The sequence below is a fragment of the Pseudogemmobacter faecipullorum genome, from assembly GCF_020539525.1.
Taxonomy (GTDB): domain Bacteria; phylum Pseudomonadota; class Alphaproteobacteria; order Rhodobacterales; family Rhodobacteraceae; genus Pseudogemmobacter; species Pseudogemmobacter faecipullorum.
In genome coordinates, this window is sequence record NZ_JACDXX010000007.1 from 21,001 (window position 1) to 42,571 (window position 21,571).

Sequence of the window (21,571 nt, forward strand, 5' to 3'; positions counted from 1 at the left end):
GATGCGTACACCGCTGCGACCCCTTGCCCGTGTGCTTCAGGCCCGCAACCAGGGCGCTGATCCCGCCTTTATCGAGCGTGAAAATCTCGAAAAGCGCCATGAACAGATCCGCGAGCGCAGCGCGCCGCGCGCCTCGGCCCGGCTGGGCCTGCTGGCTCTGGCCTTTGGCTGTGCCTATATGACCATCGGCATCCGCATGGGCCATCTCGCGGCTTCGGAACCGGCCGAGCCGGTCAGCTCGGCCCCGGGCGCCGAGATCGTGGCGCAGCGCGCCGATATCACCGACCGCAATGGCCGGCTGCTGGCGACCAATATGTCGACCTCGGCGCTCTATGCCCATCCGCATGATATGGTCGATCCCAGGGCTTCGGCGCAGAAGCTGGCGAAAATATTCCCCGAGCTGGATGCGGCGATGCTCGAGCGTCGCTTCACCGACGGGCGGCGCTTCATGTGGGTGCGCAAGATCCTCTCGCCGGAACAGATGCAGGCGGTGCATGAAATCGGCGATCCGGGCCTGCTGTTTGGCCCGCGCGAGATGCGCCTCTATCCCAATGGCAGCCTCGCGGCGCATATCCTAGGCGGCTATTCCTTCGGCGCCGAGGGGGTGCATTCGGCCGAGGTGATCGGCACCGCCGGGATTGAGAAAGCCATGGATGCGCGTCTGCGCGATCCGGCCCGGGCGGGCGAGCCGCTGCAGCTCTCGATTGACCTCACCGTCCAGGCGGCGGTTGAGGAGGTGCTGGGGGCGGGTATCACCATGCTGAATGCCCGGGGTGGCGCGGCGATTGTCATGGATGTGCGCACCGGCGAGATCATCGCCCTCGCCTCGGCCCCGACCTTTGATCCGAATGACCGCCCGGTGCCGCTGGTGGGCAAGGATGATGAGCCCTCCGACAGCCCGCTGTTCAACCGCGCCGTGCAGGGCGTCTATGAGCTCGGCTCGGCCTTTAAGATCTTTGCCGCCGCCCAGGCGATGGAACTTGGCCTGGTCTCGCCCGATACCATGGTGGATGCCAATGCACCGATGGTCTGGGGCAAGCATAAGATCAAAGAGTTTGAGGGCAAAAACTACGGCCCGCTGCTCAGCGTGCGCCAGGTGATCGAGAAAAGCTCGAACGTCGGCACCGCGCATATCGCGCTGATGATCGGGCCTTTGCGCCAGCAGGCCTTTCTGAAATCCATGGGCTTTTTTGAGCCGACATCGGTTGAGCTGATCGAGGCCCCGGGCGCCAAGCCGCTGATCCCGAAACGCTGGCCCGAGATTGTCACGATCACCACCTCTTATGGTCACGGCATGTCGGCCAGCCCGATGCATCTGGCTGCCGCCTATGCCGCGATCGCCAATGGCGGGATCTATCTGAAGCCGACGCTGATCAGACAGGAGGGCCGCGCCTCGGGTGTGCGGGTGATGAGCGAGCGGGTGGCGCGTGATTCCGTGGCCATGCTGCGCGGCGTTGTCACCACCGGCACCGCCAGCCTCGCCGAGGTGCCAGGCTATGAGGTGGGCGGCAAAACCGGCACGGCAGATAAGCCCAAAAAGTCGGGCGGATATTATAAAGACAAAGTGATCAATACTTTCGCCTCGGTCTTCCCGGCATCGGATCCGCGCTATGTGGTGCTGGTGACGCTGGATGAGCCCTCGGATAACAGTGGTCCGAGGCCAAAACGGACCGCAGGCTGGACCTCGGTTCCGGTGACGGCCGAGGTGATCCGCCGGATCGCGCCCCTGCTCGGGATCCGGCCGAAGGTTGAACCCAGGGCCGGTTTCGCGTTAACAGCCGCCGCAAACTGAAGGATGAGGGCGGCATGGCACAGACGGGCGATAAACGGCTCCCGGATCTCGGGCTGAAGGCGCGTCAGGCGCGCGATCCTGTCATCACCGGCGTGACCCTCGACAGCCGGGCGGTTCAGCCCGGCTTCCTGTTTGCCGCACTGCCCGGCAGCCTGCGCCATGGTGCCGATTTCATCGCCACCGCGCTCGAGCGCGGCGCTGCTGCCATCCTGACCGATCCCGCCGGGGCCCTTGCCGGGGCTGAGGCCATCGGCCTGTTCCCGGATGTGGCGCTGGTGATTGTCGATGAGCCGCGCGAGGCGCTGGCCCGGGCCGCGGCTCTGTGGTTTGGCGCCCAGCCCCAGGTGATGGCGGCGGTGACCGGCACCAATGGCAAGACCTCGGTCGCGACCTTCACCCGCCAGATCTGGCAGCTCATGGGCCTGAAAGCGATCAATATCGGCACCACCGGGATTGAGGGCGACTGGCAGGCGCCTTCGGCCCATACCACCCCCGATCCGGTGACGCTGCAGAAGATCCTTGCCGCAGCGGCGGGCGAGGGCGTGACCCATGGCGCGATGGAGGCTTCTTCGCATGGGCTCGATCAGCGCCGGCTGGAGGGGGTTAGCCTCAAAGCCGCAGGTTTCACCAATCTCACCCAGGACCATCTCGATTATCACGGCACGATGGAGGCCTATTTTGAGGCCAAGGCCGCGCTTTTCACCCGGCTACTGCCCGATGATGGCGTGGCGGTGATCAATCTCGACGGGGCGATGGGGCCGGAAATGGCCGGGCGCGCACTCGGTCGCGGCCTGGCGGTGATGACGGTAGGCAAGGGCCAGGCGGGCGGCACAAAGCCCGATCTGCAGATCGCCGCTCAGCGCCCGGATGCGACGGGCCAGGAGCTGCGGCTGATCTGGCAGGGCCAGCCCTTCCAGACCCGGCTTGAGCTGATCGGCGCTTTCCAGGCCGAGAATGTGGCGCTTGCGGCGGGGCTTGCCATTGCCTGCGGCGCGGCTCCGACGAAAGTGCTGGCGACTTTGCCCGAGCTGAAAGGCGTGCGGGGCCGGATGCAGCATGCCGCGACCCGCCAGAACGGCGCGGCGGTCTTTGTCGATTACGCCCATACGCCCGATGCCATTGCCACCGCGCTCCAGGCCCTGCGCCCGCATGTGATGGGGCGGCTGATCGTGGTCTTCGGCGCCGGCGGCGACCGCGACAGCAGTAAACGCCCGCTGATGGGCGCGGCGGCGCGGGAACATGCCGATGTGCTGTTTGTCACCGATGACAATCCCCGTTCGGAAGAGCCAGCCGCCATCCGCGCGGCCATCATGGCCGCCTGCCCGGAGGCCAATGAGGTTGGGGACCGCGCCGAGGCCATCCTGCGCGCGGTTGATGCGCTGCAGCCAGGGGATGCTTTGCTGATCGCGGGCAAGGGGCATGAAAGCGGCCAGATCATCAAAGGCGATATCTTCCCCTTTGATGATGTCGAACAGGCCTCCATCGCGGTGGCCGCGCTCGACGGTCTGATCTGAAATGCGCTGCGCCGCGCTTTTCATCTGTCTGAAATTATCCCCGGGGGGAGGGGCCGCCCGGCCCCGCAGGGGGCAGGCAGCCCCCGGCCGCCTTCCGTCAACCAGGAGCAAAGGCTCATGACCGCCCTCTGGACCTCAGCCGAGGCCGAAGCCGCCACCCTTGGCCACGCCACCCGCGCTTTCAGCGTGAGCGGCGTTTCGATCGATACCCGCACGCTCCGGCCGGGCGATCTCTTCGTCGCGCTCGCGGCGGCGCGGGATGGCCATGATTTCGTCGCCCAGGCGCTGGAAAAGGGCGCGGCAGCGGCGCTTGTCTCGCATATTCCCGAAGGGCTGGATGAGACCGCGCCGCTGCTGATCGTAGACGATGTGCTCAAAGGCCTTGAGGATCTGGGCCGCGCTGCCCGGGCCCGCACCGGGGCGAGGGTGATCGGTGTCACCGGCTCGGTCGGCAAGACCTCGACCAAGGAAATGCTGCGCGCCATGCTTTCGGGTCAGGGCAGAACCCATGCCGCCGAGGCCAGCTATAACAATCACTGGGGCGTGCCGCTGACCCTGGCGCGCATGCCGGCCGATACCGAATATGCGGTGATCGAGATCGGCATGTCGAACCCCGGAGAAATTGCCCCGCTGGCCCGGCTGGCCCGGCCGCATGTGGCGATGATCACCACGGTCGCAGCGGCGCATCTGGCCGCTTTCGGCTCGCTTGAGGGCATTGCCCGCGAGAAGGGGGCGATTTTTGACGGGCTCGAACCCGGCGGCGCGGCGGTGATCAATCTGGATCTTGAAACCACGCCGGTGCTGCTCGGGATGGCGCAGGCCAGAGGCGCGCAGGTCATCGGCTTTGGCGCGGCCAGCACAGCGGACTGGCGTCTTGATGAAAGCCGCAGCCATGAGGAAACCACCGTGGTGCGGGCCCATCACGGCGCGGATCCGGTCCTGTTCAAAGTGGCCTCGCCGGGGCGGCATTTCGCCCTGAACGCGCTTGGCGCGCTGGCAGCGGCCACCGCCCTTGGCGCCGATACCGTCATCGCGGCGCATGATCTGGGCCGCTGGGCCCCGCCCGCCGGGCGCGGCACGCGCGAGCGGATCGTGGTCGACAGCGTGGATGAGACCTATTTCGATCTGATCGATGACGCTTTTAACGCCAATCCGAGCTCGATGGCCGCCAGCCTTGAGGTGCTGATCGGGGCGCGTCCGGTTGACGGTATCGGCGCGCTCGGCGCCGGGCGCCGGATCGCCATTCTGGGCGATATGCTGGAACTGGGCCCCGAGGCCGAAGCGATGCACCGCGCCATTGCCGCCCAGCCCGGGCTGGCTTCGGTCAGGATCATTCACTGCGTCGGGCCGCTGATGCGTCACCTTCACGCTGCACTGCCCCTTGCACAGCGCGGCGAATGGGTGGAAACGGCGTCAGAACTGGCCTCCAGAGCGCGTATGCTGATGGATCCGGGTGATATTCTGCTGGTCAAGGGCTCTAAAGGCTCAAAGGTCAGCCTGGTGGCCGAGGCTTTGCGCCGCCTTGGTCAGAGTGTTTGAGAACCGAAGGAACTGAGTGAATGCTATACTGGCTTGCCGGATATTCCGACGGTGGCGATTTTTTCAACCTGTTTCGCTATATCACCTTCCGGGCGGGTATGGCTTTCGTCACCGCGCTGATTTTCGGCTTTGTCTTCGGCCGGCCGCTGATTGATTTTCTGCGCCGCAAACAGGGCAAGGGGCAACCGATCCGTGATGACGGGCCGCAGAGCCATTTCGCCAAGGCCGGTACGCCGACCATGGGCGGGCTGCTGATCCTTTCGGCGCTGACCTTCTCGACCCTGCTCTGGGCCCGGCTCGACAATCCCTATACCTGGATTGTGCTGCTGGTGACCCTGGCCTTTGGTCTGATCGGTTTCGCCGATGATTATGCCAAGGTTACGAAGCAGAATACCAAGGGCGTGTCGTCGCGGGTGCGGATCCTGCTCGGCCTGGTGATTGCGGCTCTGGCCACCTGGGCGGCGGCGCAGTTCCACCCCGAGGCGCTGACCGGCCGGCTTGCCTTCCCGCTGTTCAAGGATGCCCTGTTCGATCTGGGGATTTTCTTCGTGCCCTTTGGTATGCTGGTCATCGTCGGCTCGGCCAATGCGGTCAATCTGACCGATGGCCTCGACGGGCTGGCGATCATGCCGGTGATGATCGCAGGCGCGACCTTCGGGGTGATCTCCTATGTCGTCGGCTCGGGCTATATTGCCAGTTATCTCGGTGTCCATTCGGTGCCGGGCACGGCCGAGCTGATCGTCTTTGCCTCGGCGCTGATCGGCGGCGGTCTGGGCTTTTTGTGGTATAATGCCCCTCCGGCGGCGGTGTTCATGGGCGATACCGGCAGCCTCGCACTGGGCGGCGCGCTCGGCGCGATGGCGGTCTGCACCAAGCATGAGATTGTTCTGGCCATCGTGGGCGGCCTCTTCGTTGTCGAGGCGATGAGCGTGATCATCCAGGTGCTCTATTACAAACGCACCAGAAAGCGGATCTTCCTGATGGCGCCGATCCATCATCATTTTGAGAAAAAGGGCTGGGCCGAGCCGCAGATCGTGATCCGCTTCTGGATCATCTCGCTGATCCTGGCGATGATCGGCCTTGCGACGCTGAAAGTGCGCTGATCAGAGGTTAACCTCTTCACGTGAAACGAAAAAGCCCCGCAACTTGCGGGGCTTTTTGTCTGGATCTGCAGCGCGGAGGTCCCGAAGGGCGCTCAGCCGCCCATACAGGCGATCGTGGCCTGAACCGCGTCATTGGTTCCGGCAAGGTCGAGGGCTACGACCTCTTCGCCCTCATAGGACATGGTGAGGGTGTTTTTAAGCGCGAGATCGACGATGAAATCCTCATCCTCGATCTGAACCAGAATGCCGCCGATTTCGGCATCGCTGACCGCATGGCCATCGGCAGTCCAGACCTGGCCGTCGAGATCAAAGGTGATCGGATAGACCTTGTCATTTTCCAGTGCGGTCCAGTCCGTGCTGAACAAGGTGAGGAAGGTAATATCCTCGCTGGCATCATGGCCCAGCTGGACGATGGAGCCGTCCTCGAATGAGGTCATCATATAGCAGCCATTGCCCATCGAGGCATCGCGGTAGACGCTCCAGCCGCCGGCTTCGGTGATCAGCTCCTGTGCCGGAGCGGCAAAGGGAAGCAGGGCCAGCAGGCCAGCGCTGAAAAGAGTGGATCTGAAGGACATTTTCGGGAACTCCGTTGAATAGCGGCGTTCCTGGCAGGCGCTGCGATTTCAGGCAAGTACAATCTTGGGTTGATGGGGTTTTCCTGACCGGGGGCAGCACGGCGCGCCCCCGGCGGGAGAGTTGCGGGCGGCGGCAGGGCAGCGCCACCCGCAGCAGGGTTCAGAATTTCATCACATAGGAAATGCTGGTCACCAGCGGATCGACCGAGGTTTTGCCGATATAGGCGCCGTCGAGATACACATCGCTGTCGATGTCGATATAGCGCAGATCGGCGCGCAGGGCGGATTTGTCGCTGATCGCGTAATCGACGCCGATGGTGGCGGCGAGGCCGAAGCTGTCTTTGATCTTCAGCTGACCGAGGCCCGAGCGCTCCTCAAAGAATTTGGTATAATTCACGCCCAGACCGAGGAAGGGCGTCAGCGCGCCGCCGGTCGGGATATGCCAGTTCACGCTCAGCGTCGGCGGCAGATGTTTGGTCTCGCCGATCTCGCCCGGGCCTGCGAGGCTGATCTTATGTTTGAACGGTGCCGCGCCCAGCAGCTCGATGCCGATATTGTCGCGGATGAAATATTCCAGGGTTACGATCGGGCGGATGTTATTGCCGATATCGGCCTGCATCCCGGCAAGGGTGCCGTTGTTATCTTTTGGCATCACACCGCCAAGACCAAAGCCAAGCGTCAGGCTGCCGGCCTCCTGTGCCAGTGCGGGGCTGAGGGAGGAAAGCGCAATAAGGCTGCCGGCGAACAGGGAAAGGAGAGATTTTTTCATCTGGGACACTTTCAGTTTCAACGCCACCCTCGTACCCGGCCGGGGGAGGGACCGGCCTTGACCTCGGTCAAAACCGGGCCGGGGCGGCCTGCGACAAAATCGCCGCCCCGGGCGGCGAGTGGCAGGGCGGCGGGGGGCAGGCCGCAGCCAGGCTTGCAGCGGCGGCGCCTCTGCACCAGGTTCGCGCCAGATCTATGCAGGAGTAGGGCGGATGATTCCGGTTCGGGGCTATCAGGGACAAAAAGTAGCGGTGCTCGGGCTTGGCCGCTCGGGTCTGGCCACGGCGCGGGCGCTGAGCGCGGGCGGGGCCGAGGTTTTGCTCTGGGATGACAGCGCGGAATCGCGGCAAAAGGCCGAGGCTGAAGGCTTTGGCATGACCGATCTCAGCCGCCATGGCGCCTTTGACGGCGTGGCCTGTCTCGTCACCTCGCCGGGCATTCCGCATCTCTATCCGCAGCCGCATAAGATCATCGCCCGGGCGCTGGAGCTGGGCGTGCCGGTGGATAATGACATCGGGCTGTTCTTCCAGTCCTGGGGCAGTTCCGACTGGGATCATTTCGACCAGATGCCGAAAGTGATCTGCGTCACCGGCTCGAATGGCAAATCCACCACCACGGCGCTGATCCATCACATCGTTGAAAGTGCCGGGCGGCCCTGTCAGATGGCGGGAAATATCGGCACCGGTGTCTTGTCGATCGAGCCGCCGCAGGAGGGCGAGATCCTGGTGCTCGAGCTTTCCTCCTATCAGACCGATCTGGCCCGGGCGCTGACCCCGGATGTTGCGGTTTTCACCAATCTCTCGCCCGATCACCTTGATCGTCACAATGGCATGGGCGGTTATTTCGCCGCCAAGCGCCGGCTCTTTGCCGAAGGCGGGCCGGACCGGGCGGTGATTGGCGTGGATGAGACCGAGGGGCGTTTCCTCGCCGGGCAGATGTCGCAGGGGCCGCAGGATGACCGGGTGATCCGGATTTCCTCGGGTGAAAAGCTCGAACTGTTCGGCTGGTCGGTCTTTGCGCGCAAGGGCTTTCTTGCCGAATACCGGCGCGGCAGGCAGATGGCCTCGGTTGATCTGCGCGATATTGCCGGGCTGCCCGGCGCGCATAATCATCAAAATGCCTGTGCCGCCTGGGCGGCGGCGCGGGCGATTGGCCTGCCGCCCAGGCTGATTGAACAGGCACTGAAAAGTTTCCGCGGATTGCCGCATCGCAGCCAGCTGATTGCCAGCCGCGAGGGCGTGCGCTTCATCAATGATTCCAAGGCGACCAATGTCGATTCCGCCGCCAAGGCGCTGCAGGCCTTCCCGAAGATCCGCTGGATCGCGGGGGGCATGGGCAAGGATGGCGGGATTGCGGATCTGGTGCCGCATCTGGGCACGGTGGCCAAAGCCTATCTGATCGGCCATTCGGCCCGGGATTTCGCGCTGCAGCTCGGTGATGTGCCACATGAAATCAGCGAGACCATGGAGCAGGCGGTGGCGCGGGCCGCAGCCGAGGCCCAGCCGGGCGAGGTGGTGCTGCTGGCACCGGCAGCAGCCAGCTTTGATCAATATCCGAATTTCGAGAAGCGCGGCGAGGATTTCGCCCGCCTGGTCGCCGCCCTTCCCGGGATTGCGCTGGCCTGACAGGTCTGACAGGCCGGGGGGGGCAGGCGCTGCCTCCCCCGGCCGGTTTTCTTCAGGCGGCCTGCTGGCCACCAATCGTCAGCCCGCCGATCAGCAATGTCGGCTGACCCACGCCCACCGGCACCCATTGCCCGGCCTTGCCGCAATTGCCGATACCGGGATCGAGCTTCAGATCATTGCCGATGGCGCGGATGCCTTTCAGCGCCGTGGCACCGTCACCGATCAGGGTTGCCCCCTTGATCGCCTCGCCGAGCTGGCCATTGCGGACGCGGTAGGCCTCGGTGCAGGAGAAGACGAATTTGCCGCTGGTGATATCGACCTGACCACCACCAAAGCCCACGGCCCAGATCCCGTCTTTCAGATCGCCGAGGATGGCGGCAGGCTCATCCTGGCCAGACAGCATATAGGTATTGGTCATGCGCGGCATCGGAATATGGGCATGGCTTTCGCGCCGGCCGTTGCCGGTGGGCTTCACCCCCATCAGCCGGGCATTCTGGCGGTCCTGCATATAGCCGGTCAGCACCCCGTCCTCGATCAGCACATTCTTTGCCGAGGGCGTGCCCTCATCATCGAAGGTCAGCGAGCCGCGGCGGTCGGGCAGGGTGCCGTCATCAAGCACGGTCACGCCTTTCGCGGCGATCTGCTGGCCCATCAGCCCGGCAAAGGCCGAGGTCTGTTTGCGGTTGAAATCGCCCTCCAGCCCATGGCCGATGGCTTCATGCAGCAAAATGCCGGGCCAGCCCGGGCCAAGCACCACATCCATCATTCCGGCGGGGGCGGGCAGGGCCGAAAGATTGACCCGGGCAATGCGGATCGCCTCCAGCACCTGTTCCTTCCAATGGGCCGGATCGAGCAGGCCGCTCAGCCCATATCGTCCGCCGCCGCCGGCCGAGCCGGTTTCGCGGCGGCCATCAGCCTCAAGTATGACTGAGACATTCAGCCGCGCCATGGGCCGGATGTCGCTGAAACGCAGCCCTTCGGGGCGCAGGATCTCGACTTCCTGCAGGCTGGCGGAAAGCGCGGCGGTGACCTGGACCACGCGCGGATCCTGGTCGCGGGCAAAGGCGTCAATCTCTTTGAGAATGTCGATCTTTGCCGCGAAGCCGGTATCCTCCAGCGGGTTCACCGCAGCATAGAGATGATGGTTGGTGCCGGGCGGGGGAGGGGCCATGATACCGCCGCCCGACCCCACCGCCAGCCGGGCTGTATCCAGGGCGCGGCGCAAAGAAGCCTCGGAAATCTCGGTAGAATGCGCATATCCGGCCACTTCGCCACGCACGGCGCGCAGGCCAAAACCCTCGGTCGCATCATAGCTGGCATTGCGGATCCGGCCGTCATCGAGCACCAGGCTTTCGCCGCGCCGGCGCTCGAGGAACAGCTCGCCGTCATCGGCACCGGCAGTGGCCTCGCGCAGCAGCTGCAGAGCCATAGCCTCATCAAGATTTTGCTCAAACGGGCGGAAGGGGGCGTCAGCCATGGTCTGCAGTCCTGTTCATCGTCGCTTTCCTGTCTTTGACCCGGATCAACCGGGGCCTTTTGCCGCGACGGTTTCTCTTGTCGTTTCCCCCCCAATATGGTTTGAACGGGGGCGGAAACAAAGGGATTCCTGGCGCGTTAATTCAGGGGTCCGTAAGGCAGCGGCACGAAGCCGCACCCAAAAGCGGGATGAGATATGCGTTTGATGACCTCTCTGAAGGGCGCGGCCCTGGCAGGCTTTACGGCACTGGCCTCGGGTTCAGCCCTCGCCCAGAGCCTTGAGATTGTTGGCCAGCCCATTCCGGATGGCATTAATCTGCAGACTGCGGTTACGGAAATTGCCCACGAGCAGCACTGGCTGGATAACCTCGTGCTGTGGATCATCGGCATTGTGACGGCCTTTGTGCTGCTGCTGTTGCTGGTGGTGATCCTGCGCTTCAATCAGCGCAGCAATCCGGTGCCGCGCAAATTCACCCATAACACCCCGCTCGAGATCGCGTGGACCATCATCCCGGTCGTGCTGCTGATCTTCATCGGCGTGTTCTCGATCCCGGCGCTGAACAAGCAGCAGACCTTCCCGGCAGGCGATGTGGTGGTGAAGGTGACCGGCAACCAGTGGTACTGGTCCTATGAATATCCGGAAGAGGGTATCGAGGAATATGCCTCCTATATGATCGGTGGCCTGAACTGGGGTGGCAACAACACCCTGACCCCGGAAACCGAAGCCGCTCTGGTTGAGGCCGGCTATTCAAAAGAGCAGTTCCTGCTGGCAACCGATACCGCAATCGTGGTTCCGGTCGGCGCGAAAGTGCTGCTGCATATCACCGCAACCGATGTGATTCACTCCTGGGCTATGCCGGCTTTCGCGGTGAAGCAGGATGCGGTCCCCGGTCGTCTGGCGCAGGCCTGGTTCGCTGCCGAGCGTGAGGGCATCTACTTTGGTCAGTGCTCGGAACTTTGCGGCAAGGACCATGCCTATATGCCGATTACGGTGAAAGTGGTGTCCGAGCAGGATTACCGCGCTTGGGTTGAGCGCGCCAAGGAAGGCGATGTGACCCTGGCCCATACTCCGGTTGCACTGGCTTCTAACTGAAGCCTGCTGACCTCAGATCTGTGCTGATCCCGCCCGTTGCGGCGGGGTCATCATTCAAGGCAAAGGCAGGATGAGATGAGCGATATCGGCTCATATGAGCGTGCAGACACGGCTCCCGGTGAGGGCGGCTTCAATGACTATGTGCAGCTGCTGAAGCCGCGCGTCATGTCGCTGGTGGTGTTTACCGCGCTGGTTGGCCTGCTGGTCGCCCCGGTCCGGCTGCACCCGGTTGAGGCCTTTTGTGCGGTGCTGTTCATCGCGCTTGGGGCAGGGGCATCGGGCGCGCTGAATATGTGGTGGGATGCCGATATCGATCAGGTGATGCGCCGGACGCAGAGCCGCCCGATCCCCTCGGGCCGGGTTGCCCCGGGCGAGGCGCTGGGTCTGGGCATGGCGCTGTCGGGTCTGTCGGTGCTCATGCTGGGGCTGTCGACCAACTGGCTGGCCGCCGGGCTGCTGGCCTTTACGATTTTCTTCTACGCCGTCATTTACTCGATGTGGCTGAAGCGCTCGACGCCGCAGAATATCGTGATTGGCGGTGCGGCCGGGGCTTTCCCGCCCATGGTGGGCTGGGTGGCAGCGACCGGCTCGGTCTCGCTTGAGGCAGGGCTGATGTTCGCGCTGATCTTCATGTGGACCCCGCCGCATTTCTGGTCGCTGGCGCTGTTCATCAACAGCGATTACTCCAAGGCCAAAGTGCCGATGCTGACCGTGACCCACGGTAAAAAAACGACGCGCAATCATATTCTTGCCTATTCGGTCCTGCTCACGCCCTTCCCGATCTGGACGGCGATGACCTCGATCGGCGGGCCGTTCAGCCTGGCTGTTGCTGTTGTGCTGAACGCAATCTTCCTCTTCGGAGCCTTCTGCATCTGGCGCCGCGATGAGGTTCAGGCCGAGGCGGATGGGTATAGGGTTGAACGCAGGTTCTTCTATTTCTCGATCCTGTGGCTGTTCCTGCATTTCGGCTCTTATCTGGTTGAGATGGGTCTGCGTCCCTTTGGTATGGGTGGGTGGTAATCATGGCTCTTAAACCGCTGCATGATCTGCATGCGCGTCGTCTGGGGCGCAATATCGGCGTCGCGGCGCTGCTGCTTGGCTTCGTTGGCATAGTTTTTGCGCTGACCGTGGTGAAAATCCAGAACGGTGACTCGGTGCAGGGCTTTGACCATGTGGTGCGCCCCGAGATGGCTGTGACCCAAGAGGGGGCCTCGCAGTGAACGCTCCGAACGCCAGCCGTAAACAGACCAGGACCGCCGCTATTCTCGCCGGAGTCGTGGTGATGATGCTCGGTGCCGCCTATGCCGCCGTGCCGCTTTACGATCTGTTCTGCCGGGTGACCGGCTTCGGAGGCACGGTTCTGGTCGCCTCTGAGGAATCGCAGGAAGTTCTCGACCGTGAAATCGTGATCCGTTTTGACGCTTCGCTGGCGGCAGGTATGCCGTGGAAGTTCAAACCCGAAGTCCGGCAGATGACGGTTAAGCTTGGCCAGAACGCCCTGGCGTTTTATGAGGCCTATAACCCGACCGACCAGGCGATTGCCGGTACGGCCAGCTATAATGTCGCCCCCAATGCGGCGGGTGGCTATTTTGTCAAAGTGCATTGCTTCTGCTTTGAGCAGCAGGTGCTGCAACCGGGCGAGCGGGTCATGATGCCCGTCAGCTTCTATGTCGATCCTGAAATCCTTGATGATGATGAGGGACGGCTTCTGAAAGAAATCACGCTGAGCTATACGTTCCATACCACCGAGATGCCTGAAGGTCAGGCTTCCGCAGGAACCGCGGCCGGCACCACCAGCACCGGGGGCCAACCCCCTGTACTGGCAAACTGAGAATAACGACGCCTGCAAGGGATACGAGGGACAAACAACGGCTATGGCTCACGCAAAGAACCACGATTACCATATTCTGCCACCGTCGGTCTGGCCTTTCCTTGGCGCTGTCGGGGCATTCATCATGGCCTTCGGCCTCGTGCTGTGGATCTCGCCGCAGATCGACACCTCGACGCCGCTGATGGCAGTGTTCGGACACCAGCCCTGGGTCTTCATGATCGGTGTTCTGGTGGTGTTTTACACCATGTTCGGCTGGTTCTCGGATATGGTCAAAGAAGGCCAGACCGGTGATCATACCCCGGTGGTCCGCATCGGCCTGCGCTACGGCATGCTGTTCTTCATCACCTCGGAGGCGATGTTCTTCGTGGCATGGTTCTGGGCTTTCTTCAAAGCCCGTCTCTATCCGATGACCGAGGGCAGCCCCTGGGTTGACGGCACCTGGCCGCCGGCTGGTATCGAGACCTTTGATCCCTGGCACCTGCCGCTGATGAACACCCTGATCCTGCTGCTTTCGGGCTGTGCAGTGACCTGGGCGCATCATGCCATCGCGCATGAGAACAACCGTAAAGACCTGATCCAGGGCCTGACCATCGGTGTGCTGCTCGGGGTGATCTTCACCTTCCTGCAGGCCTATGAATACAGCCATGCCTCCTTCGGCTTTGCCACCAATATCGACGGCGAGCCTTCGCTCTATGGCGGCGTGTTCTTCATGGCGACCGGCTTCCACGGCTTCCACGTGCTTATGGGAACCATCATGCTGTTCGTCTGCCTGATGCGTGCCCGTGCCGGTCACTTCACCCAGGAGCAGCATGTCGGCTTTGAGGCCGCTGCCTGGTACTGGCACTTCGTGGACGTGGTCTGGCTGTTCCTCTTCTTCGTGATCTACGTCTGGGGCCAGTAAGCCGCCGCGTTGATCCTGACATTCCGCGCGGGCCCCTCACCGGGCCCGCGTTTCTCATTGCCGGGTGCTGATATGCGTAAATTGATCTTTCCGCTGGCGATCGGTCTCGCCGGTCTCGCGGTCCTGCTCTCTCTGGGGTTCTGGCAGCTGCAGCGGCTGGACTGGAAAGAGGGCAGGATTGCCGAGGCCGAGGCGATGATGGCCCTGCCGCCGGAACCGCTGCCCCTCCGCCCGGATCCGCTGGCTGACCGCTATCGCCCGGCCTTTGCCGAGGGGCGTTTCACCGGCGAGGAACTGTTCGTTTTATCCTCGACCCGCGACTATGGTCCGGGCTTTCTGGTGATTGCGGCTTTTGAGACCAGCGATGGCCGCCGGATCCTGGTCGATCGCGGCTATATCCGCGAAACCGACCGCGACACGCCGCGCCCGGGCCATGCGGCGCGGGTCAGCGGCAATCTGAACTGGCCCGATGACAAGACTTCGGCCACGCCCGAACCGGATCTGGCCAAGAATTTCTGGTTTGCCCGCGATGTCACGCAGATGTCCGAAGTGCTGAAGACCGAGCCGCTGATGCTGATCGCGGGCTCCGAAACCGGGGATCAGATCCTGCCGATGCCCGCCACGGCCGCCTTCCGCAATGACCATCTTGGCTATGCAGTGACCTGGTTTGGTCTCGCAGCTGTCTGGTTGGGGATGACAGGCTACTGGCTCTGGCGTATCAGAGCGCGCAAGGACTGAGGGGCGAAGAGATGCGATATATTTCGACACGCGGCCAGGCACCGATCCTGGGCTTTGGCGAAGCGATGATGACGGGCCTGGCCCGGGATGGCGGGCTTTACGTCCCCGAGAGGGTTCCGGCCTTCACCCGGGAAGAGATCGCCGCCATGGCGGGCCTGTCCTATGAGGAGCTGGCCTTTAAGGTGATCAGCCCTTTCATCGGGGATTTCTTCGCTGAGGATGAGCTGAAAGGCCTGATCGCTAAGGCCTATGCCGGCTTCGGCCATGCCGCCCGTGCGCCGCTGAAACAGCTCGGCACCGATCATTTCCTGATGGAACTGTTCCACGGCCCGACGCTGGCATTCAAAGATTTCGCCATGCAGCTGATCGGTCAGCTGATGCAGGCGGCCCTTGCCAGAACCGGCGAGCGTATCACCATCGTCGGCGCGACCTCGGGGGATACCGGTTCGGCGGCGATTGAGGCGTTCCGCGGCCTTGCCAATGTCGATGTCTTCATCCTGTTCCCGCATGGCCGGGTCTCAGAGGTGCAGCGCCGTCAGATGACCACCCCGGTTGAATCCAATGTCCATGCTCTGGCGCTGGAAGGCGATTTCGATGATTGCCAGTCGCGGCTGAAAGACATGTTCAATGATTTTGACTTCCGCGATGGCGTGCGCCTCGCCGGGGTCAATTCGATCAACTGGGCCCGGGTTCTGGCCCAGGTGGTCTATTATTTCCATGCCGGTCTCGCCCTCGGCGCGCCGGGGCGTAAAGTCAGCTTCACCGTACCGACCGGCAATTTCGGCGATATTTTTGCCGGCTATATTGCCCGCAAAATGGGGCTGCCGATTGAGCGCCTGGTGATCGCCACCAATCAGAATGACATTCTGGACCGGGCGATGAAAACCGGCGAATACCGCATGACCGGGGTTGATCCCTCTTATTCGCCCTCGATGGATATTCAGATCTCGTCGAATTTTGAGCGCGCGCTGTTTGACGCGCTCGGCCGCGACGGGGCGGCGGTTCAGGCGCTGATGGATAGTCTGAAGCAATCGGGTGGTTTCACCATTCCGGCAGAAGCGCTGAAAATGCTGCGCGAGACCTTCCTTTCGGGGCGCGCCTCCGAGGAAGAGACCCTCGCCACCATCCGCTCGGAACTGGCGGCCAGCGGTGAGCTGCTCTGCCCGCATTCGGCGGTGGCGGTGAAAGTCGCGCATGAAAATGCCGGACAGGGCATGATGGTCACCCTTGCCACCGCGCATCCGGCCAAATTCCCCGATGCGGTTGAAAAGGCTTCGGGCCTCCGTCCGGCGCTGCCGCCGCGCATGGCCGATCTGTTCGGGCGTGAAGAGCGCGTCACCCGCGTGCCGAACGATCTTGGCGCGCTGACCAGCCTGATCCGCGAGCGGCTGGGCAAATAACCTCTCCGGTGCGACCGGAATTGCCCGGGCGGAGAAAAACCGCCCGGGCACTGCACCTCCGGGCCAGCTGCGGTGCCCGGGAAAGCGGAGGGGCGAGCGCCTCCCTCTTTCGCGCCGCCTGCCAAAGCGTTAAAAGCGCCTGGCTATCTTTTCCCGGGCCCTGCGCGGCCCCTGTCGGAGCAGTCACAGCTTGTCAGTCCGCATTCACACGCTTTCCAACGGTTTTCGCATCGTCACCGAATCCATGCCCGGGCTGAAATCAGCCACGGTCGGGATCTGGGTCGGCGCTGGCGGTCGCCATGAGGGCGCGTCCGAGAACGGCATTGCGCATTTCCTTGAGCATATGGCGTTCAAGGGCACGCCCACGCGTTCGGCGCTGAGGATTGCCGAAGAGATTGAGGATGTCGGCGGCTATATCAACGCCTATACCTCGCGCGAGATGACGGCCTATTATGCCCGCTGTCTTTCGGTTGATGTGCCGCGTGCTCTGTCGGTGATCTCGGATATCGTGCTCAATCCGCTGTTCAGCCAGGAGGATATCGAGACCGAGCGTCATGTGATCCTGCAAGAAATCGGCCAGACCAATGACACGCCCGACGATATCATTTTCGACTGGCTGCATGAGGTGACCTATCCGGGCCAGGCCTTTGGCCGCACCATCCTCGGGCCGGAGGAAAAAGTCGCCTCCTTCACCGCCGATGACTTCCGCCGCTTCGTTGCGCGCCATTATGGCCCGGACCGGATGATCCTTTCGGCTGCGGGCGGCGTGGATCACGACAGCATCGTCGCCGAGGCGGAAAAGGTCTTTGGCGATCTGACGCCGGTCGGCAGCTTCAAAGCCGAAGGTGCACGCTTCCTGGTGGGGGAGCGGCGCGAGGAGAAAGACCTTGAGCAGGCGCATTTCGCGCTGAACCTTGAGGCGCCCTCCTATCGCGATCCGGCGGTCTATGCGGCTCAGGTCTGGTCGACGGCAATGGGCGGCGGTATGTCCTCGCGCCTGTTCCAGAAGATCCGCGAAGAGCGCGGCCTGTGCTATTCGATCCATGCCCAGAGCTCGGCCTATGATGATACCGGCCATGTCACGATCTATGCCGGTACTTCGGCGGCTGAGATCGGCGAACTGGCCGAGCTGACCGTGGCCGAGCTGAAACGCGCCGCCGGGGATATGTCCGATGCCGAAGTGGCCCGGGCCCGGGCGCAGCTTTCAGCCGGAATGCTGATGGGGCTGGAAAGCCCGTCGTCGCGCGCCGAGCGCAATGCGCGGATGCTCTCGGTCTGGAACCGGGTGCCCGATCTTGATGAGACCGTGCGCAAGGTCGAGGCGGTGACCACCGCCGATGTCCGCGACACTGCCGCGCAGATGCTGAAAGCTCCGGTGGCGCTCGCGGTCTATGGTCCGGTTTCGCTGGCGCCCTCGCTGGCGGCGCTCAGGAGCGAGATGGCGGCCTGATGCTTGGCCTGGCGCGCAAGGTCCGGATTGAATCCCAGCGGCTGAGCCTGCGCCTGCCGGTGCATGATGACTGGCGGCAATGGAGCGGGCTGCGCGAGGCCAGCGCGGCTTTCCTGACCCCATGGGAGCCGGTCTGGTCCGAGAACCATCTGTCGCGCCGCAATTTCACCAGCCGGGTCTACTGGGCCCGGCGGGCCGAGGCCCAGGGAACGGCGCTGCCGCTGATGCTGATCCGGCGCGAGGATCAGGCGCTGATCGGGGCCATAACCCTTGATAATATCCGCCGTGGCCCGGCCCAGGCCGGCACGGTCGGCTATTGGATCGGCGCGCCCTATGCGCGTCAGGGCTATATGCGTGAGGCGCTGCAGGCGCTGGTGAATTACGCGTTCCAGCGCATGGATCTGAGCCGGATCGAGGCGGCCTGCCTGCCGGAAAACAGCGCCTCGCGCGGGGTGCTGGAAAAAAGCGGCTTCAAATATGAGGGCGTGGCCCAGGCCTATCTGCAGATCAATGGCCGCTGGCGCAACCATGTGCTTTACTCCTGCCTGCGCGCCGACCGCCGGGGCCGGACCGATGTTGGCCCGGCCTGAGGCCAGATTTTTCAGACCAGATTAATTCCGGGACAGACCAGTGCTGAATGATTGCGCCCCCGCCTTCCTCGCCCGCCTTGCCGCCGCTTTGCCCGAAGGCACGCTGCGCGAGGCAGAGCCGCGCCATCTGACCGAGCCGCGCGGCAAATGGCAGGGCAGGCCGGGCATGGTGGCCCTGCCGCGCAGCACCGCCGAGGTCTCGGTCATTCTGCGCCACTGCCATGCGGCGCGGGTCGGCGTGGTGCCCCAGGGCGGCGGCACCGGCCTCGTCTCGGGGCAGGTGATGGCGCAAGGGCCTTTGCCGCTGGTGCTGTCGCTTGAGCGGATGAACCGGCTGCGCGGCATCTGGCCCGGGGAAAACACCCTCACGGTTGAGGCCGGGATGACCCTGCAGGCGGTGCAGGAGGCGGCCGCAGCGGTGGGGCGGCTGTTCCCCTTGTCGCTGGCCTCGCAGGGCACGGCGACGATCGGCGGCAATCTGGCGACCAATGCCGGCGGCACGCAGGTTTTGCGCTATGGCACGGCGCGTGAGCTTTGCCTCGGCATTGAGACGGTCTTTGCCGATGGCCAGATCATGTCGGGGCTGAAGCGCCTGCGCAAAGACAATACCGGCTATGATATCAAAGACCTGGTGATCGGATCCGAGGGCAGCCTTGGCGTGATCACCGCCGCCTCGCTGCGCCTTTTCCCGCAGCCCGATCAGCGTCTTGTCGCTGTATTGGCCATAGCCTCGCCCGCCGCTGCTTTGCGCCTGTTGCGCCTTGCCGAGGCACGCGCCGGGGGCCTTGTGTCAGGCTTTGAGCTGATCTCGCGCCAGGGCTTTGATTTTATGGTGGAAACCGGCCTGCCGGGCCGGGCGCCCTTTGCCGAAGTGCCAGACTGGATGGTGCTGATCGAGCTGGGCCTGCCGCGGGCGATGGAGGGCGAGGCTGTGCTGGCCGCGATCTATGAGGAGGGGGCGGAGCAGGGCCTTGTCCTCGACGGGGTGATTGCCCATTCCGAAGCTCAGGCTGATCAGCTCTGGGCCCTGCGTGAGAGCATTCCCGATGCCAATCGCCGCGTCGGCTCGATCTCGAGCCATGATGTTTCGCTGCCGATCAGCGAGATCGCGGAATTTATCGACACCGCCCCGGCGCGGCTGCGCCAGCTGGCCGATATCCGCATCAACTGCTTTGGCCATCTGGGCGATGGCAATCTGCATTTCAATCTTTTCCCGGCCAAAGGCCGCCAGCGCGGAGACTATGCCGCCGAGGCCCGGGCGCTGTCGGATCTGGTGCATGAGATGGTGGTCGCGCGCGAGGGTTCGATCTCGGCTGAACATGGGATCGGCCGGCTGAAAGTGGGCGAACTGCAGCGCTTTGGCGATCCGGCACGGCTGGCGGCAATGCGGGCGGTGAAAACCGCGCTCGATCCCTTTGGCATTCTGAACCCGGGCGCGGTGCTGCCGCTGGAATGAGGCGAAACCGGGGGCCAGCGGCCCCCTTTATGTGGTTCCGGGGCCTCAGAGCCCCTCAAATTCGCAAAGCGTATGAACCGCCATACCCATGGCCTCCAGCCGTTTACGCCCGCCCAGCTCGGGCAGATCGACGACGAAGGCGCAGGCCAGAACTTCGGCCCCAAGTTTGCGGATCAGCGAGATTCCGGCCTCGGCGGTGCCGCCGGTGGCCAGAAGATCATCGACCAGCAGCACCTTCTCACCCGGCTGCAAGGCATCCTGATGCATCTCAACCACCGCCTCGCCATATTCGAGACTATAGGCCTGCGACACCGTGGCGCCCGGCAGTTTGCCTTTCTTGCGTACCGGCACGAAGCCGGTCGAGAGCTGATGCGCCACCGCGCCGCCCAGGATGAAGCCGCGCGCCTCAAGCCCGACCACCTTATCAATCCGGCTGCCGGCCCAGGGCTCAACCAGCTGATCGACGCAGAGGCGGAAGCCGCGCGGATCGGCGAAGAGCGTGGTCACATCGCGAAACAGGATCCCCTCATGCGGGAAATCCACGATGGTGCGGATATAGTCGCGCACAGTTTTCTTCACAGGCATGTCTCAGGCTTTCTCACAACAGCCGCCCGGCAATGGCATCCAGTTTCGCAGCCAGGGCCGGATCTCGTTTCTCCGAAGCGGTGATCAGTGCCGTATCCAGCGCCCGGTCGCAACCACAGGGGCAGGCGCCGGGCCGCGCCTCAAGGGCAGCGGGCAGAGCAGCGATCACATTGCGGGCCTTATCGGCATTGGCGCTCAGGGTGGCAATCACCGCCGCAACATCCACCGCATCATGGCCGGGATGCCAGCAGTCGAAATCGGTGACCATGGCGAGGCTGGCATAGCAAAGCTCGGCCTCGCGGGCGAGTTTCGCCTCGGGGCAGCCGGTCATGCCGATCACATCCGCGCCCCATTGCCGGTAGAGCCTGCTTTCCGCCAGGGTCGAGAACTGCGGCCCCTCCATCACCAGATAGGTGGCGCCCTGATGCAGCTTCACCCCGGCCGAGGCTGCTGCGCTGAGGACTTCTGCGCCGAGCCTTGCGCAGGTCGGATGGGCAAAGCCGACATGGGCGACGAGCCCCTCGCCGAAGAAGCTTTTCTCGCGGGCGAAAGAGCGGTCGATATACTGATCGACCAGCACGAAATCTCCGGGCGGCAGATCCTCGCGCAGCGAACCCACCGCCGAGACCGCCAGAATATCGGTGCAGCCGAGGCGTTTGAGCGCATCAATATTGGCGCGGTAGGGCAGTGAGGAGGGGCTGTGGACATGGCCCCTGCCATGGCGCGGCAGGAAGGCCAGTTCAGTACCGTTCAGCCGCCCGGTCAGGATCTGGTCTGAAGCCGCGCCCCAGGGGGTGGCGACCTCCTGCCATTGCGCCGCTTCCAGCCCGGAGATCTGATAGACCCCCGACCCGCCGATAATTCCGATTTTTCTCTGCACGGATGGCTTCCTGCTGCTGACCTGTTTTCGCCGCGACGATAGCGCCGGGCAGGATTCGCGCAAAGCCTCTGGCAGGGGGCCGGATCTTTTGCGGCGACAGGTAAACAGTCACGCAGCATTTGCCCGCGAAAGCCCCAGGCGGATTGCCGGAAAATTCCGCAGATCCCTTTCTGGCGCAAGCTTCTTTGCCTGGGCTGCGCACCTCCCCTTGCGCAGGAAAGGGTCAGGGGCTAGGAAGCGCGCGATTTGAATGCC

General features: G+C 63.6%; 20 protein-coding genes. 15 read left to right on the plus strand and 5 right to left on the minus strand.

Annotated elements, in window-relative coordinates:
* Position 1: 1 nt before the first annotated feature.
* The 4 genes from H0485_RS08915 (at position 2) to mraY (ending at position 5,948) form a co-directional block, all read left to right on the plus strand.
* Positions 2-1,792 (plus strand): peptidoglycan D,D-transpeptidase FtsI family protein, encoded by a 1,791-nt coding sequence (locus H0485_RS08915; RefSeq protein ID WP_226935025.1) that lies wholly within the window; start codon positions 2-4, stop codon positions 1,790-1,792.
* A gap of 14 nt (positions 1,793-1,806) precedes the next feature.
* A complete protein-coding gene (locus tag H0485_RS08920) occupies positions 1,807-3,306 on the plus strand; it encodes a UDP-N-acetylmuramoyl-L-alanyl-D-glutamate--2,6-diaminopimelate ligase (RefSeq protein WP_226935026.1) in 1,500 nt (499 codons plus the stop codon).
* A gap of 117 nt (positions 3,307-3,423) precedes the next feature.
* Positions 3,424-4,845 (plus strand): UDP-N-acetylmuramoyl-tripeptide--D-alanyl-D-alanine ligase, encoded by a 1,422-nt coding sequence (locus tag H0485_RS08925; protein WP_226935027.1) that lies wholly within the window; start codon positions 3,424-3,426, stop codon positions 4,843-4,845.
* A 20-nt stretch (positions 4,846-4,865) separates the two neighbouring features.
* On the plus strand, positions 4,866-5,948 hold the full coding sequence (gene mraY / locus H0485_RS08930; RefSeq protein ID WP_226935028.1) for a phospho-N-acetylmuramoyl-pentapeptide-transferase: 1,083 nt from the start codon (positions 4,866-4,868) through the stop codon (positions 5,946-5,948).
* Positions 5,949-6,040: 92 nt separating this feature from the next.
* Here the strand turns inward: mraY and H0485_RS08935 are convergent, their stop codons facing one another.
* Both H0485_RS08935 and H0485_RS08940 read right to left on the minus strand, forming a co-directional pair.
* A complete protein-coding gene (locus H0485_RS08935) occupies positions 6,041-6,523 on the minus strand; it encodes a hypothetical protein (RefSeq protein WP_226935029.1) in 483 nt (160 codons plus the stop codon).
* Positions 6,524-6,683: 160 nt separating this feature from the next.
* Positions 6,684-7,292: an OmpW/AlkL family protein gene (locus tag H0485_RS08940; RefSeq protein ID WP_226935030.1), complete on the minus strand. Its 609-nt coding sequence runs from the start codon at positions 7,290-7,292 to the stop codon at positions 6,684-6,686.
* Positions 7,293-7,503: 211 nt separating this feature from the next.
* On the opposite strand from H0485_RS08940, the gene murD reads away from it, so the two are divergent.
* The gene (gene murD / locus H0485_RS08945; protein WP_226935031.1) at positions 7,504-8,916 is read left to right on the plus strand and encodes a UDP-N-acetylmuramoyl-L-alanine--D-glutamate ligase; all 1,413 of its coding nucleotides are present in this window, start codon (positions 7,504-7,506) and stop codon (positions 8,914-8,916) included.
* Between the two features lie 52 nt (positions 8,917-8,968).
* Here murD and tldD read toward each other — a convergent pair whose 3' ends face one another.
* Complete coding sequence (tldD, locus tag H0485_RS08950; RefSeq protein ID WP_226935032.1) at positions 8,969-10,393, minus strand: metalloprotease TldD; 1,425 nt, start codon at positions 10,391-10,393, stop codon at positions 8,969-8,971.
* Positions 10,394-10,588: 195 nt separating this feature from the next.
* Between tldD and coxB the strand changes: the two genes are divergently transcribed.
* The 10 genes from coxB to H0485_RS09000 all read left to right on the plus strand — a co-directional run bounded on the left by coxB (position 10,589) and on the right by H0485_RS09000 (position 19,851).
* Positions 10,589-11,485, plus strand: a complete 897-nt coding sequence (coxB, locus tag H0485_RS08955; RefSeq protein WP_226935033.1) for a cytochrome c oxidase subunit II — start codon at positions 10,589-10,591, stop codon at positions 11,483-11,485.
* Between the two features lie 75 nt (positions 11,486-11,560).
* Positions 11,561-12,505, plus strand: coding sequence for a heme o synthase (gene cyoE / locus H0485_RS08960; RefSeq protein ID WP_226935034.1), 945 nt, complete (start codon positions 11,561-11,563; stop codon positions 12,503-12,505).
* 2 nt (positions 12,506-12,507) lie between these two features.
* Positions 12,508-12,705 (plus strand): cytochrome c oxidase system small membrane protein, encoded by a 198-nt coding sequence (locus H0485_RS08965; RefSeq protein WP_226935035.1) that lies wholly within the window; start codon positions 12,508-12,510, stop codon positions 12,703-12,705.
* A complete protein-coding gene (locus H0485_RS08970) occupies positions 12,702-13,316 on the plus strand; it encodes a cytochrome c oxidase assembly protein (RefSeq protein ID WP_226935036.1) in 615 nt (204 codons plus the stop codon). The genes H0485_RS08965 and H0485_RS08970 overlap by 4 nt, the downstream gene beginning before the upstream one ends.
* Before the next feature lie 43 nt (positions 13,317-13,359).
* On the plus strand, positions 13,360-14,217 hold the full coding sequence (locus tag H0485_RS08975) for a cytochrome c oxidase subunit 3 (RefSeq protein WP_226935037.1): 858 nt from the start codon (positions 13,360-13,362) through the stop codon (positions 14,215-14,217).
* Positions 14,218-14,289: 72 nt separating this feature from the next.
* Positions 14,290-14,955, plus strand: coding sequence for an SURF1 family protein (locus tag H0485_RS08980; protein WP_226935038.1), 666 nt, complete (start codon positions 14,290-14,292; stop codon positions 14,953-14,955).
* Positions 14,956-14,966: 11 nt separating this feature from the next.
* Positions 14,967-16,355 (plus strand): threonine synthase, encoded by a 1,389-nt coding sequence (thrC, locus tag H0485_RS08985; RefSeq protein WP_226935039.1) that lies wholly within the window; start codon positions 14,967-14,969, stop codon positions 16,353-16,355.
* Between the two features lie 190 nt (positions 16,356-16,545).
* Positions 16,546-17,805, plus strand: coding sequence for a M16 family metallopeptidase (locus H0485_RS08990; protein ID WP_226935040.1), 1,260 nt, complete (start codon positions 16,546-16,548; stop codon positions 17,803-17,805).
* Positions 17,805-18,395, plus strand: coding sequence for a GNAT family N-acetyltransferase (locus H0485_RS08995; RefSeq protein WP_226935041.1), 591 nt, complete (start codon positions 17,805-17,807; stop codon positions 18,393-18,395). The genes H0485_RS08990 and H0485_RS08995 overlap by 1 nt, the downstream gene beginning before the upstream one ends.
* A gap of 40 nt (positions 18,396-18,435) precedes the next feature.
* On the plus strand, positions 18,436-19,851 hold the full coding sequence (locus H0485_RS09000) for an FAD-binding oxidoreductase (protein WP_435531490.1): 1,416 nt from the start codon (positions 18,436-18,438) through the stop codon (positions 19,849-19,851).
* A 45-nt stretch (positions 19,852-19,896) separates the two neighbouring features.
* On the opposite strand, the gene H0485_RS09005 is transcribed toward H0485_RS09000, so the two are convergent.
* Together H0485_RS09005 and H0485_RS09010 are read right to left on the minus strand one after the other, a co-directional pair.
* The gene (locus H0485_RS09005; RefSeq protein WP_226935042.1) at positions 19,897-20,436 is read right to left on the minus strand and encodes an adenine phosphoribosyltransferase; all 540 of its coding nucleotides are present in this window, start codon (positions 20,434-20,436) and stop codon (positions 19,897-19,899) included.
* Between the two features lie 13 nt (positions 20,437-20,449).
* Positions 20,450-21,316 (minus strand): S-methyl-5'-thioadenosine phosphorylase, encoded by an 867-nt coding sequence (locus H0485_RS09010; RefSeq protein ID WP_226935043.1) that lies wholly within the window; start codon positions 21,314-21,316, stop codon positions 20,450-20,452.
* Positions 21,317-21,571 lie beyond the last annotated feature (255 nt).